Annotated in this window: 12 protein-coding genes; 5 read left to right on the forward strand and 7 right to left on the reverse strand. The window is 59.1% G+C overall.

The window, feature by feature from the left end:
* Nucleotides 1-69: 69 nt before the first annotated feature.
* The gene (locus tag EO133_RS15555; protein ID WP_127073549.1) at nt 70-1,674 is read left to right on the forward strand and encodes a glycoside hydrolase family 43 protein; all 1,605 of its coding nucleotides are present in this window, start codon (nt 70-72) and stop codon (nt 1,672-1,674) included.
* A 60-nt stretch (nt 1,675-1,734) separates the two neighbouring features.
* Here the strand turns inward: EO133_RS15555 and EO133_RS15560 are convergent, their stop codons facing one another.
* Both EO133_RS15560 and EO133_RS15565 read right to left on the reverse strand, forming a co-directional pair.
* Entirely contained in the window at nt 1,735-2,166 is a 432-nt protein-coding gene (locus EO133_RS15560; protein ID WP_127073550.1) for an organic hydroperoxide resistance protein, read from the reverse strand.
* An 83-nt stretch (nt 2,167-2,249) separates the two neighbouring features.
* A complete protein-coding gene (locus EO133_RS15565) occupies nt 2,250-3,647 on the reverse strand; it encodes a helix-turn-helix domain-containing protein (protein ID WP_127073551.1) in 1,398 nt (465 codons plus the stop codon).
* 174 nt (nt 3,648-3,821) lie between these two features.
* On the opposite strand from EO133_RS15565, the gene EO133_RS15570 reads away from it, so the two are divergent.
* Together EO133_RS15570 and aceA are read left to right on the forward strand one after the other, a co-directional pair.
* The gene (locus EO133_RS15570; protein ID WP_127073552.1) at nt 3,822-4,043 is read left to right on the forward strand and encodes a hypothetical protein; all 222 of its coding nucleotides are present in this window, start codon (nt 3,822-3,824) and stop codon (nt 4,041-4,043) included.
* Between the two features lie 42 nt (nt 4,044-4,085).
* Nucleotides 4,086-5,381 (forward strand): isocitrate lyase, encoded by a 1,296-nt coding sequence (aceA, locus tag EO133_RS15575; protein WP_127073553.1) that lies wholly within the window; start codon nt 4,086-4,088, stop codon nt 5,379-5,381.
* A gap of 55 nt (nt 5,382-5,436) precedes the next feature.
* Here the strand turns inward: aceA and EO133_RS15580 are convergent, their stop codons facing one another.
* Nucleotides 5,437-6,852, reverse strand: a complete 1,416-nt coding sequence (locus tag EO133_RS15580; protein WP_127073554.1) for an MFS transporter — start codon at nt 6,850-6,852, stop codon at nt 5,437-5,439.
* A 69-nt stretch (nt 6,853-6,921) separates the two neighbouring features.
* Between EO133_RS15580 and EO133_RS15585 the strand changes: the two genes are divergently transcribed.
* Nucleotides 6,922-8,601, forward strand: coding sequence for a peptide chain release factor 3 (locus EO133_RS15585; protein WP_127073555.1), 1,680 nt, complete (start codon nt 6,922-6,924; stop codon nt 8,599-8,601).
* A gap of 43 nt (nt 8,602-8,644) precedes the next feature.
* On the opposite strand, the gene EO133_RS15590 is transcribed toward EO133_RS15585, so the two are convergent.
* The 4 genes from EO133_RS15590 to EO133_RS15605 all read right to left on the reverse strand — a co-directional run bounded on the left by EO133_RS15590 (nt 8,645) and on the right by EO133_RS15605 (nt 12,205).
* On the reverse strand, nt 8,645-9,559 hold the full coding sequence (locus tag EO133_RS15590) for a phosphotriesterase family protein (RefSeq protein WP_127073556.1): 915 nt from the start codon (nt 9,557-9,559) through the stop codon (nt 8,645-8,647).
* A gap of 147 nt (nt 9,560-9,706) precedes the next feature.
* Nucleotides 9,707-10,270 (reverse strand): DinB family protein, encoded by a 564-nt coding sequence (locus EO133_RS15595; protein WP_127073557.1) that lies wholly within the window; start codon nt 10,268-10,270, stop codon nt 9,707-9,709.
* Nucleotides 10,267-10,683 carry a GNAT family N-acetyltransferase gene (locus tag EO133_RS15600; RefSeq protein WP_127073558.1) on the reverse strand — a complete coding sequence of 139 codons (417 nt, stop codon included), beginning with the start codon at nt 10,681-10,683 and terminating at the stop codon, nt 10,267-10,269. The genes EO133_RS15595 and EO133_RS15600 overlap by 4 nt, the downstream gene beginning before the upstream one ends.
* A gap of 1 nt (nt 10,684) precedes the next feature.
* Nucleotides 10,685-12,205 (reverse strand): YifB family Mg chelatase-like AAA ATPase, encoded by a 1,521-nt coding sequence (locus tag EO133_RS15605; RefSeq protein ID WP_127073559.1) that lies wholly within the window; start codon nt 12,203-12,205, stop codon nt 10,685-10,687.
* A 214-nt stretch (nt 12,206-12,419) separates the two neighbouring features.
* Here EO133_RS15605 and EO133_RS15610 point away from each other — a divergent pair, with 214 nt between their 5' ends.
* On the forward strand, nt 12,420-13,268 hold the full coding sequence (locus EO133_RS15610) for a glycoside hydrolase family 25 protein (protein WP_127073560.1): 849 nt from the start codon (nt 12,420-12,422) through the stop codon (nt 13,266-13,268).
* The last annotated feature ends 20 nt before the right edge of the window (nt 13,269-13,288 follow it).

The following is a 13,288-nucleotide window of genomic DNA, read 5'->3' on the forward strand; positions in this document are numbered from 1 at the left end:
CTGCCAGCAGCCTTTGCCGAACAGGCAGGGGCCTTGGATGAGAGGGCTTTTTCTTGGGAGGAGACCCACATGCCCACGCGCCCCAACCCTATCCTGCCGGGATTTAACCCTGACCCCTCGATCTGCCGGGTCGGGGAGGATTACTATATCGCAACCTCGACCTTTGAATGGTTCCCCGGTGTGCAGATCCATCATTCCAGAGATCTTGCTAACTGGGAGCTGATCACGCGGCCGCTAACCCGCCAGAGCCAGCTCGATATGCGCGGCAACCCCGATTCCTGTGGCGTCTGGGCGCCCTGCCTTACCCATGACGGGGAGCAATTCTGGCTGGTCTATACAGACGTCAAACGCAAGGATGGCTCTTTCAAGGACGCGCATAATTATATCGTCACCGCGCCCGATATCATGGGGCCGTGGTCCGATCCGATCTTTGTCAATTCGTCCGGGTTCGATCCGTCGCTGTTTCACGACGATGATGGAAAGAAATGGTTTCTCAACATGATGTGGGACCATACGGCCCGCGCGCGACACAAATTTACCGGCATCGCGCTGCAGGAATTCGACCCCGTTGCTGGAAAGCTCACCGGCCCCCGCAAGAATATCTTCCACGGCACCGATCTGGCCCTGGTCGAAGGTCCGCATCTTTATAAGCGCAATGGCTGGTATTACCTGCTTACCGCCGAGGGCGGGACGGGCTATGAACATGCCTGCACCCTGGCGCGCTCGCGCAGCATTGATGGGCCCTATGAGTTACACCCGGACAAATACGTGGTCACTGCCAAAGATGACCCGCTCAACCCGCTGCAGCGGGCCGGGCATGGCGATATTGTCGAGACCCCTGAGGGACGCACCTATATCGTGCATCTGACAGGTCGTCCGACGACCCAGAAACGCCGCTGCGTATTGGGCCGGGAAACCGCGATACAGGAAGCGGTCTGGAAAGATGACGACTGGCTTTATCTCAAGCACGGCACCAATGTGCCCGCTTTGGATGTCGATCTGCCCGGTATATGGAACGAAGACGTCCATTGGGCCGAACATCACGCGGATTTCTCCAGGCTCTCGGAATTGCCCATCGATTTCCAATGGCTCAGGACGCCCGAGACCGAGCGGATTTTCAAACTCGAAGACGGCAGGCTGCGCCTGTTCGGGCGCGAGTCCATCGCCTCATGGTTCGAGCAGGCACTGGTGGCACGCCGGCAGCAGCATTTCGACTATGAAGCGGAAACTGAAATCGATTTCTTGCCTGAAGACGAGCGCGAGATGGCCGGACTGATCTGCTATTACGGGCGCTATAATTTCCACTATTGCGCCGTAACCGCGGATGAGAACGGCAAGCGGGAGTTGATGCTGAAAAGCTCTCTGGCCAGTTTTCCCAATGGCGATCTGACGTTCCCTTATGATCCAATCGCGCTGCCGCAAACCGGCAAATTGCGTCTCAAGGTGCGGATAGAAAACAGCGGGTTGCAATTTTTCTGGGCCGGTGACGATGGCAATTGGCACAAGGCCGGGCCGGTGCTCGATGCCTCGATCCTGTCGGACGAATGCGGCGGTCACGCCGAGCATGGCAGTTTCACCGGCGCCTTTGTCGGCATGGCCGCCCACGATCTCAATGGCGGGGGCAGACCAGCCGATTTTTCTTACTTCCGCTACAGCCCTCTCAAATCGGACTGAAGCCAGGCAAAGCCGTCGCAAAAAGAGAGCGGTTTCACGTGAATCGCTCTCTTTTTATTCCTATTCACCGACTGTCAGGCTGACCTCGACATTGCCGCGCGTGGCATGGGAGTAGGGGCAGATGATATGGGCCGCGTCCATCCATGCCTTGACCTTTTCGGCATCGTAGCCGGGCACATAGGCGGTAAGGCCGATCTTGAGGCCAAGCCCTTGTCCGTCGTCGCGCTTACCGACGCCCACGTCCGCCGTCACCTTGGTGTCGTCAGGCAATTTCACATGATCCTTGCCGGCCGCAGCACGCAAGGCACCAAGATAGCACGCCGCATAGCCGGTTGCGAATAACTGCTCGGGATTGGTGCCCTCGCCACCGGGGCCGCCCATTTCTTTAGGGCTTGAGAGCTTGACGTCCAGCTTGCCGTCATCGGTTTTCGAATGTCCTTCATTGCGCCCGCCGCCTGTGGCGCTGGCATGTGCAGTGTACATAATTTCCATTGATCGGCTCCCTTGCATGAATGGTCAATGTTTAACATAGAACGTCGACATGCGCGTTCAAGTTCAACGCCGAAATGAACTCTTCAGCCCATATAGAAGTTTTCCATGCGCTGGCTGGCGCTTTCATCAAAGCGGTGATCGGCCATCGGATGCGCGCGCTGGCCGCAATCGCGCCGCGGGCAAATCCGGCATCCCACCCCGATCGGGGTTGCGCCGCCTTGCGCATCGAGATCGATCCCATCGGCATAAATCATCGATTGCGCTCTGGAAACGGCACAGCCCAGCCCGATCGCCATATGACGGCGCGGCGCATTATGGGCATAGCCGCCTTTGACGATGGCTTTGGCAATGCAGAAATAACGCTGCCCGTCAGGCATTTGGGAAAGCTGGACATTGATCTGGCCGGGATTGAGAAAGGCCGAATAGACATTCCAGCGCGGGCAGGCGCCCGAATGGCGCGGAATGTGAATGCCTGAAAGCGAAAAACGCTTGGAAATATTGCCTGCTATATCGGTGCGCACGAGATGGAGCGGTATGCCGCTTGCGCCGGGTCGCTGCAATGTTGTCATGCGATGGCAAACCTGCTCGAAACTGGCGCGAAACCGCCGCCCGATGCGCTCAATATCATAGCGGGTATTACGGCAGGCCTCAAGAAAGGGCTGGTAGGGCATGATCAATGCGGCGGCCGTATAGGACGCCAGAACGTTGCGGGCCAGCCCTGTTGCCTCGGGTTGGGGGAGCGTGCTGGCTTCAATCTGCTCCATGATCTCGGTTTCGGCGCAGAGAAGGGCCGCCTGCTGCGCCATTGCGAAAAGCGCCGATTCCGGTTCGAGCGTATCGGCAATCGCCAGAACCCGCCCGCCCTCTTCAAGCCTGCGCATGACGCCATTTGGCAGAGAGGCCAGCCGCGTTTCGATGCCAAAGACATTAAAGAGATAGCTTTTAAGCCCTTGCTCAAATGTGTCGTCGGCCCCGTCAATATCGTGCCGTACGCGCCCTGCCGCCGCTTCGAGCGATTCAAAATAATTGGCGTTTTCCTGCAGAAAATCGGAAACGGCTTCGGTAACAAGATTGTGGCCCGACGGGTTCTCGCCTTGCCCGCGCGTTTCCTTTTGCCGCAAATGCTTGAGTTGATCGAAAAGCTTGAGCACCGCGCGCCCCACCGTAGCGTGATTGGTGGCAAGGTCCCGAATATCCTGATTTGTCAGGTCGCTGTCGACGAAAAGATCGTCGCCGAACAATTCCATCAGATCCCCGGCCAACCGTCCATCGTCGCTTTCGGCAAGCTCTCCGGGCTCAACGCCAAAGTGCCCGGCTATGCGAAATAAAAGCGGCACCGTGATCCGGCGCCTGTTGTGCTCGATGAGATTAAGATAGCTGGCCGAAATTTCCAGCGCCTGCGCCAATTGCGCCTGCGACAGCTTTTTCTGGCGCCGCAAGCGCTTGATGCGCCCGCCGATCTGAAGCTCCTCATGCACCATGAAATACGGCCTCCGACCTTTACAAAATTTACAGATTTGACGCCTTTTCTTTGCAAGGCTTTACAGCTTAACTTGCTGATTTACTTATTTATCTTGCCACATCGAGCCATTTTGTCAATTCTTTACTCAAGGCGAGCGTTAAAGCGTTCGCATTCAATTTGAGGAGTATCGACGATGGAACATTCCACTCAGCATATCCCGGAAGACTTTATCACCATCATCGCGCCGACCATGGCGGAGGTTATGGAGAGTTTTAAGGCGCAAGGCCTTGCCGCACGCCAATACGCAATCGTTCATCGTGCCGGAAAGCACAGCTTCACCCTTGCCGGTGGTCAGCCGCTTTTTGACGGTGAGCCCATGATTGCCGCCACCTTTGCCCGGCGCGCCAGCGCCTGACCGAACCTAATCCGCATCGCATTCTTAAAAGGAGGAGAAACAATGCTCGATAAGCCCACCACGCCCCAAAGTTTTCCGGCTCCGCAATGGGCACCGGACCGCTGGCGCAATATTGCGCGGGATTATAGCCCCGCCGATGTCGAAAGACTGACCGGCTCATTGCCCATTCGCCATTCGCTGGCCGAAAACGGCGCCCAAAAGCTCTGGGAATTGCTGCACACGGAAGATTTCGTACCGACCCTGGGCACTTTTACCGGCAACCAGGCCGTCCAGCAGGTCAAAGCGGGGCTTAAAGCGATCTATCTCTCCGGCTGGCAGGTTGCTGCCGACGCCAACACTTCTGGCAATATGTATCCCGATCAGTCGCTTTACCCCGCCGATTCGGTGCCTGCGATCGTCAAGCGCATCAACAAGGCACTCCAGCGTGCCGACCAGATCCAGACGATGGAGCGGCTCGAAGGCAAGTCCGACGCCCAAACCGATTATTTCGTGCCCATAATCGCCGATGCCGAAGCGGGTTTTGGCGGCGCACTCAACGTGTTCGAGCTTATGAAGGCCATGATCGAGGCCGGGGCTGCGGCCGTCCATTTCGAGGATCAATTGGCCTCGGAGAAAAAATGCGGCCATCTTGGCGGCAAAGTGCTGGTTCCCACGCGCACTTTTGTCCGTACGCTCAACGCGGCAAGGCTGGCCGCAGACGTCATGGGTGTGCCTACGCTGATTATGGCGCGCACCGATGCGGAAGCGGCGCAATTGATCACGTCGGATGTCGATGAATATGATGCGCCTTTCATCACGGGTGAGCGAACGGAGGAAGGCTTTTACCGCCTTAAGGGCGGGTTCGACGCCGCCATTGCGCGCGGGCTGGCCTATGCCCCTTATGCGGATCTGATCTGGTGCGAGACCTCGACACCCAGTCTTGAGGATGCCAAGCGCTTTGCCGAAGCGATCCGCAAGCAATATCCCGATCAGATGCTGGCGTACAATTGCTCGCCCTCGTTTAACTGGGCGAAATATATGGGCGAGGCGGAAATGGCCGCCTTTCAGCGTGAACTCGGCGCCATGGGCTACAAATACCAGTTCATCACGCTGGCTGGTTTCCATAACCTGTCCTACACGACCTTCAACCTGGCGCGGAATTACAAGGCGCGCGGCATGGCAGCCTATTCGGAACTCCAGCAGGCCGAATTTGCCGCTGAAACCCACGGCTTTTCGGCCACCCGGCATCAGCGCGAAGTGGGCACCAGCTATTTCGATGCCGTCGCGACAGCGGTTTCCAAGGGTCAAAGCGCGACCACGGCCATGGCCGGGTCAACGGAAACGGCGCAATTTCACTAAAGTTTCCCACAGAATAATGATTCACGTGAAGCACTTGCTTCACGTGAATCCTTTTTCATATCCGGGCCGGATCGGCTGCAAGCCGCATCTGCCGTGTCATGGCCAGAGCCGCGAACAGCCCGAGCACACCCAGTCCCGCGCCAGCAATAACCACCGCCACAATGGCGCTCTTGACATCGAGGCCCGATGCGGTTCCGGCCAACCCGAATGAATTGGCGACGAGCCCGGCAATCGCCGCTCCGATGCCATAGCCCGCTGACTGGATTGTCGGCAGCAGGGCCGAAGCCCTGTCGCGCTCACCGGGGCGGGCCGCTTCCATGATGGTCTGGCTGAGATAGGCCCAGGACGCGCCAAACCCTATGCCGATCAGCACCTGCCCGACGATGATCGCCCAGAGACTATCGAGTCCGAAACCGGTCGCCACGATTGTAAGGCCGGAAACCAGCAGTGCCGGGCCGGCAATGATCAGACGCATACGCCCTTGCGGGCTTTGCACGCCCGCAACCGCGATGGCCGTCAGGCTCCAGAAGACTGCCATGACCGCGCTGACGAGACCGGCCAGCAGCGGCCCTAACCCCCACAGCGCCTGCAGCGCGAAGATCAGATAAACTGCGGTTGCCGCTTGGGCGACCGGCATGAGCAGGATGACCCAGAGCCCGGCGCCGACAATGTCATCGAGCGCAAAGGCGCGTGAGGGAAACAGCTTCTCGCGTGCCGTTTCATCCCGGCGCACAATTGCGTAAAGCGCGACAGCTGCGACACCAAGGCACAGCGCGGTCAGGCCAGGACTGGCGAGAACGCCGCCCACCGACACGGCCATAATGGCGGCACCGATCAGCATGAGGCGAATATAGGGCAGGCGCTCGGATTTGTGACGAGGTGCCTCGGCTTTTGGCACCACAAGCAGCGTCAGCGCCATGAAAATAAGTCCAATGGGCAGATTAACAAGAAAGGCTGCCCGCCAGGATAGAGTTTCGGTCAGAAACCCTGCCAGTACCGGTCCCCCAAATGCGGCCAAGGCCCAGACAACAGCTTCAGCGCCAAAAACCTTGGGCACGAGGATTGAGGGGAACAGCTCCGGGATCAGCGCGTAGCAGATGGCCGCGACAATGCCCTCTCCCAAGCCCTGCAGTGCGCGACCGACCAGCAATTCGGGCATGGATTGTGCAAGGCCCGCAATCAGCGATCCAATGATGAAGATCGACGCAGCAACGAGCAATGCCCGGCGCGCACCCAGCCGTACCTTGAAATTTGCCGCCGCAGCGCCCCCCATGATGGCGAAAACCAGAAACAGGGTCGTGCCCCAGGACAAAAGCGGCAATCCGCCAAGCTCGGCAACCGCCGAGGGCAGGGCAATAGCCGCCAGAAAACTGTTGAATGCCAGAAGCGCAACCCCCAGGCAAAGGGTAACGGTCGCGCCCAGATAGCGTGGGCCTAAAATCTGCGCCCAGCCGGATGTGGAAAGAGACATTGCTCTGCTCTCAATAAAACAAGATGATACTTGGTTTATTATCGTTCGCGCGTTTCGGCAAGCCGGAAAATGCAGTGGCAAGGTGGAAGGCCTTTTTCGGGCCAGGCTTTTGCTGTAGGAAGCCTCACCAAGATCCGATCAGCCCAGAAGCCGGAGCCGACCCTCGCCGTGAGTGCCACTTCCAATGGTCATCAGACCCGCCGCACCTTTGCCATCATCTCGCACCCTGACGCGGGCAAGACCACGCTGACCGAAAAACTGCTGCTCAATTCGGGCGCCATCCATCTGGCCGGGCAGGTCGCCGAGCGCGGCGAACGCCGCCGCACGCGGTCGGACTGGATGGAAATCGAACAAAAGCGCGGCATTTCGATCACTTCGAGCGTGATGACATTCGAGCATGACGGGCTGACACTCAACCTGCTGGATACGCCGGGCCACGCCGACTTTTCTGAGGATACCTACCGCACGCTTACAGCGGTGGATTCCGCCATCATGGTGATCGACGCAGCCAAGGGTATTGAAGCCCAGACCCTGAAGCTCTTCGAGGTCTGCCGTCTGCGCGACATTCCCATCATCACCTTTGTCAACAAGATCGACCGGGAAGCCCGCGATACGCTGGAAATTCTCGACGAAATCATGGAAACGCTGGCCCTCGATACCGCACCCATGATGTGGCCGGTTGGCGCGGGGGTGGATTTTTCAGGGCTGATCGATCTCGAGCAGGGCCGGTTCGTCAATCCCGACGGCACGCCGGAAGCCGATGCGCCAGGGGTCACTGCCATCGCGAGCCGGTTCGCGACCACGCAGAACCAGACCATTGCCGCAGCCATGGAAGGGCTCGAACTTGCCCGCGAGTCGCTGCCCAAATTCGATCTCGAGGCCTATCGGGAAGGCCATCTTACTCCCGTCTATTTCGGCTCGGCGCTTAAATCGATCGGGGTACGGGAATTGCTCGAAGCGGTATGCCGGTTCGCGCCCAGCCCGCGCATCCAGCCCGCCCGGCCCGAACCGGTCGATCCGGCAGGGGCAAAATGCACGGGCTTTGTTTTCAAGGTGCAGGCCAACATGGACCCCAATCACCGCGACCGCGTGGCCTTCGTGCGGTTGGCCGCCGGCACTATGAGCCGCGGCATGAAACTCAAGAACGTGCGCTCGGGCAAGGAGATCAAGGTCAATAACCCGATGTTCTTTTTCGCGCGCGAGCGCGAACTTGCCGATAGCGCAGTGGCCGGCGATGTTGTCGGTATCCCCAATCACGGCACGCTCAGTGTTGGCGACACGTTGACCGAGGGCGCCGACATCACCGTTACCGGCATCCCCAATTTCGCGCCCGAATTGCTGCGGCGCGTGCATCTTTCCGATACCTCGAAAACCAAGCAATTGGCCAAAGCGCTGTCCGATCTCGCCGAGGAGGGCGTGATCCAGGTGTTCAAGCCTTCGATTGGCGCAGGATATTATGTGGGAGCTGTCGGGCCGCTCCAGCTTGAAGTGCTGACCAGCCGGGCGCAGGCCGAATATGGTGTGCCGATCCGGATCGAACCTGCCCAATATGTCACCGCGCGCTGGGTCAAGGTGGGTGACGAAAAGGCATTCGAGAAGTTTGCGGCGCTGCACCGGCTCAATATCGCCCAGGACCGCTATGGCGATCCGGTCTTTCTGGCGCCCAGCCAATGGGAAATCGACCGCTGCGCCAAGGATTTCCCAGAACTGACCTTTATGGCAACCAAGGATCGCGGCATCGCGGCATAAGCGCCCGATGCTGTCCGGCGCTCAACATAATCGCTGACCGGCCCTAGCGCGCAAAGGCATTGAACGGATTGGTGTGGGTCAGGCGTGTCAACGTCTCCTCACCGAGGCCCTTTGCGCGCAGCATGGGCAAAATATGGCTCGAGAGCCTTGTATAGGGTTTTGGCGTGCCGCCTCCTTGTTTGGCCGGATCGAACCACCCCAGATCGTGGCTCAAAAGCAGCCGTTCCCCCAGACCGGCCTCAAGCGCACGCAAGATGAGATCGACCACCTTTTCGTCGTCCCATCGGCCTGCGCAATCATATTCGATCCATGCACCGCGCTCGGCGACCTCGCGATGCAGCGCGAAGTCGGGCTCTTCCTGAGTGTGGATCCAGAGATAGCGGTTTGCGCTGTAGCCTTGCTCCTCGATCACCGCGATCTGATCGAGCGCAACGCGCCCCTTGATCGTATGACTGCCAATCAGGGCGCCCGTTGCCTTGCCCGCGCGGGCTGCCGCTTTCAGAATATGCTGCTCGAGCGCCGTCATGCCGTCGTCGCCCGCCGACAGTTTGATCCAGGCTGCTTTAACGCCGGTATCCCCGACTCCCTCGGTCAGATGGCCAAGCATATAGGCTTCCAGTTCGGCATCGTCCGCCTCACGGACCCATTGGGGAATCCAGGGTTCGCGATAATTGCCGGTCGGCACGACAATGGGAAAATCGGTTGCTTTTGAAACGGCGAGGTCGATATCGACACGTAGGCCCACGCCACCGGTCGAGCACTCGACCAGAGCGGTTACGCCCAAAGCCTTGATTTCCTCGATCCGGGGCGCCATCAGCGCGACCACAGCATGCGGCTCAGCCTCGGCATAGCCCGGCTGATCGGGCGTTCGCAGGTCAACAAAGACATGTTCGTGCGGCAAGATCATTGCCAGATCCTCCCGCTCATAGTCTCCAAGTGTGGTAATCAATCTGGCCATTACGTTCGTCCCCTCCAGCAGCGATCATACCCATTCCGCACCCTTTTCCCAGCCCCCTTGTCTTGACCGGTGCCAAGCGTCCGAGCTGCAAAACAGTTTTCACCCCCCCGGATGGAGTCCGAGGGCATGCTTTTGCCAGACGCCGCTCTAAACGTCTTGAAGCATTGTCTCGTCCCAGCCGAACGCGGCAAGCTCTTGGTTGCGAAAGCCCGCGTCGTCGGCCACGATGAACTCATCAAGCTGTGGTGGCGGCACGCTGGTTCCGGCCAACAGTGTGTGAGCCTGTCCACGATGATGGATCTGATGAGCAAACAGATGGCTCAAAACGTCATCGCAGCGTTCGGTTTGAACGCGGTTCTGGCGATGAATGGCAACAGGCGCCGCCAGCGCTTCTGGCACCAGCCCTTTACAAAAGGCAACCAGATCGAGATCGCTTGTCCGCTGGGCGGCATAAAGTGCATCGACGGTATCAAAAGGCATTTCGTTTTCCCAGGCCTTGGGGCCGAGCGCTCCGCCCCTGAGGGCGTCGATATAGAACCAGTCGATCACAAGGATATGGTTGAGCGTTGCCTTGAGCGAGGGGAAAAAGCCTGTGCGCGGCGCCTCAAACTCGGCCTGCGACAACCGCGCTACGGCCTTGGCCAGCCGGTAATTGGCCAAGGCATTGTTGATAGCCAGCTTCGCGATCATACGCAGGGTGGGTTCTATCATGACAAATTTCGCATGACGCGTGCCATGCCGATAGAGGCGGGCATGACCGGATCAAAGCCGAATTTTTGATATAGATGCCGCGCATCGCCATCGGCAATCAGCGAAACATAGGCATCCTTCGGCGCCTCGCGTTCAAGCCAGCCGGTCAGTTCGGCCATAATGGCCTTGCCCAACCCCTTGCCCTGATGGGCCGGATCGACAGCGATATCGGTGATCTGATAGGCCGTACCACCATCGCCGATGATGCGGCCCATGCCAATGGGCCGGTCTTCATGCAGAACCAGAACGGCATAAAGCGAATTGGGCAAGCCCTTTTCCATGCCCGCCCGGCTGCGAGGCGAAAGCCCGGATACCGCGCGCAGATGCGCAAAGGTTTCAACATCAGGTATGCGGTCAACAATCTCGTAATCCAAGTCACGCTCCAGCCAGATTGATGCGATAGCTAAGCGCTTCGGCAATATGGGGCCGGGCTACCTTGTCGCTGCCGGCCAGATCGGCCAACGTGCGCGCCACTTTTAGGACCCGATGATAGGCCCGCGCCGAAAGCGAAAACGCCTCGGCGGCCTTTAACAGCAGGTCCCGGCTTTCGCCGTCCGGCGCCACGATCTGTTCGATTATATTGGCACTTGCCGCCGCATTGGTGTGAATGTTTTCAAACCCCATATCGCAATAGCGCCGCCGCTGGATTTCGCGCGCGCGCGCCACACGCCGGGCGACAGTCGCGCTCGATTCGCCCTGTGCCGCACCGATCATGTCGGCTGCCGAAACGGCAGGAACGTCGATCCTTATATCGATGCGGTCGAGAAACGGCCCGGAAACACGCCCCTGATAATCGCCCGCGCATTTGTCGCCGCGCCGGCACGTATGGCCGGGCGTTCCGGCCATCCCACATTTGCAAGGGTTCATTGCGGCCACAAGCTGGAAACGCGAAGGATAGGTGACCCTTGCATTGGCACGGGCAATAACGGTTTCGCCGCTTTCGAGCGGCTGGCGCAGACTGTCGAGCACCTGGGGCTGGAATTCGGGCAATTCATCGAGAAACAGGACCCCGTTATGGGCAAGAGATACCTCGCCGGGCCGGACCTTCAGGCCGCCGCCCACAAGCGCTGCCATCGAGGCCGAATGATGGGGTGCGCGAAAGGGGCGCTTGTCTGACAGCGCGCCATTTTTAACTTCACCGGCAATCGAGGCGATCATGGAAACATCGAGCAATTCGCGCGGGTCGAGCGGGGGTAGGATCGAAGGCAGGCGCTGGGCCAGCATGGATTTCCCCGCGCCCGGCGGCCCGATCATCAGAAAATTATGCCCACCGGCGGCAGCAACCTCGAGCGCGCGCCGCGCTACATCCTGTCCGCGCAGATCAGCAAGGTCCGGCGTGCTCGTATTGGGCAAAAAAACATTGGGCTTTGGCCGCCCGAGAATCTGCCGTCCAGCCAGATGATTGACCAGCCCGAACAGCGAAGCGGGAGCAACAATGTCGATGTCATCACCCGCCCAGGCCGCCTCGGCACCGCTTGCCGCCGGGCAAATGATACCGAGCCCACGCGCATTGGCGGCAATCGCCGCTGGCAAAATGCCATTTATCGCCGCCAGCCGTCCATCAAGGCCAAGTTCACCCAAAACCATGAAGCGCTCGAGCATGTCGCCCGGTATGGCCCCCATGGCCGCCATGAGCCCCAGTGCGATGGGCAAATCGTAATGCGAGCCTTCCTTGGGCAGATCGGCCGGGGCGAGATTGACCGAAATATGCTTGGCGGGCAGCGCCAGCCCCGATGCAATCAGCGCGCCGCGCACCCGTTCGCGGCTTTCGCCCACCGCTTTATCGGGCAGTCCAACGATATTGAATTTGGGCAGGCCCGGCGAAATCTGCACCTGCACATCCACCGGCACGGCCTCGATGCCCTGAAAGGCCACAGTGGTTATCCGCGTTGTCATGGCGCCCCGCCCAGTCCTCAACCTTGAGCAAAAGCTAACAGAGAGTTAAAGCCCGATCAAGAACATTAAGGGAACAAGATTCGGCGTATTGGCGCAACACCGATCCCGCTTCATATCCTGTTAACCCTGTTTATGAGCGCTTCTTTAAGGAGAAATCGGGCACAGAAAGATGAAAAGAATTTTCCTCAAATTTTAGACGAGTGTGCCACGAAAGATGCCCTTCGCTCTGTTTGCCAAACGGTTCGATTTGACAAGCGTAATCCGGAAAGCCGCGAGCATTGCCCTGGGGCTCGGGGTCGCCGGTATTCTTGCTTCCTGTGCCACCAATTACTATCCCATGAAGGGCGATAGCAAACCCCATCCCGGTGTCGCGCGCGCCCATAGCCTGCCCATTCACGGCATTGACGTTTCCCATCATCAAGGCGAGATCGACTGGCGCGCGGTAGCGCGGGCTGGCACGCGCTTTGCTTTTATAAAGGCGACCGAAGGCGGAGATCATCTGGACCGGCGCTTTCGGGAAAACTGGCAAGGCGCACGCGCCGCGGGCATTCCGCGCGGAGCCTATCACTTCGTTTACTGGTGCCGCCCGGCGGAAGAACAGGTCGCATGGTTCATGCAAAACGTTCCCAACGAGCCCGATGCGCTGCCCCCGGTGCTCGATCTTGAGTGGAACAACCATTCGGCCTGCCGCCCCAATCTGAGCCGCGAGGAAGTGCTCCGCAAGATCGCAATCATGCTCGACGGGCTCGAGCGCCATACCGGCAAAGTGCCCATCATCTATACCGATATCAATTTCCACCGCGACATTTTAGAAGGCGTGCGGCTCGACAATCCCATGTGGCTGCGTTCTGTCGCTGCCCAGCCCCATGAGCGCTATAACAATCGCCCCTGGACGTTCTGGCAATATACCCAGACCGGCAAGGTGCCCGGCATAAGGGGCGGGGTGGACCGCAATGCCTGGTTCGGCGCGGAAAGCGAATGGATCTTCTTTTTAATGACCGGCTGCACGCAGCGCCAGTATCAGGCGCTTGCCGCCCAAGGCCGGTGTCGACCGCCCAAATAGCCGATACAAAAGGGCCCCTC

Source organism: Pelagibacterium lentulum, from assembly GCF_003992625.1.
GTDB lineage: Bacteria > Pseudomonadota > Alphaproteobacteria > Rhizobiales > Devosiaceae > Pelagibacterium > Pelagibacterium lentulum.

What these genes read in the sequence shown, in the direction of transcription:
- EO133_RS15555 (WP_127073549.1), top strand. Translation starts at nt 70, where the DNA reads ATGCCCACGCGCCCCAACCCTATCCTGCCGGGATTTAACCCTGACCCC.
- EO133_RS15560 (WP_127073550.1), bottom strand. Translation starts at nt 2,166, where the DNA reads ATGGAAATTATGTACACTGCACATGCCAGCGCCACAGGCGGCGGGCGC.
- EO133_RS15565 (WP_127073551.1), bottom strand. Translation starts at nt 3,647, where the DNA reads ATGGTGCATGAGGAGCTTCAGATCGGCGGGCGCATCAAGCGCTTGCGG.
- EO133_RS15570 (WP_127073552.1), top strand. Translation starts at nt 3,822, where the DNA reads ATGGAACATTCCACTCAGCATATCCCGGAAGACTTTATCACCATCATC.
- aceA (WP_127073553.1), top strand. Translation starts at nt 4,086, where the DNA reads ATGCTCGATAAGCCCACCACGCCCCAAAGTTTTCCGGCTCCGCAATGG.
- EO133_RS15580 (WP_127073554.1), bottom strand. Translation starts at nt 6,852, where the DNA reads ATGTCTCTTTCCACATCCGGCTGGGCGCAGATTTTAGGCCCACGCTAT.
- EO133_RS15585 (WP_127073555.1), top strand. Translation starts at nt 6,922, where the DNA reads ATGCAGTGGCAAGGTGGAAGGCCTTTTTCGGGCCAGGCTTTTGCTGTA.
- EO133_RS15590 (WP_127073556.1), bottom strand. Translation starts at nt 9,559, where the DNA reads ATGGCCAGATTGATTACCACACTTGGAGACTATGAGCGGGAGGATCTG.
- EO133_RS15595 (WP_127073557.1), bottom strand. Translation starts at nt 10,270, where the DNA reads ATGATAGAACCCACCCTGCGTATGATCGCGAAGCTGGCTATCAACAAT.
- EO133_RS15605 (WP_127073559.1), bottom strand. Translation starts at nt 12,205, where the DNA reads ATGACAACGCGGATAACCACTGTGGCCTTTCAGGGCATCGAGGCCGTG.
- EO133_RS15610 (WP_127073560.1), top strand. Translation starts at nt 12,420, where the DNA reads ATGCCCTTCGCTCTGTTTGCCAAACGGTTCGATTTGACAAGCGTAATC.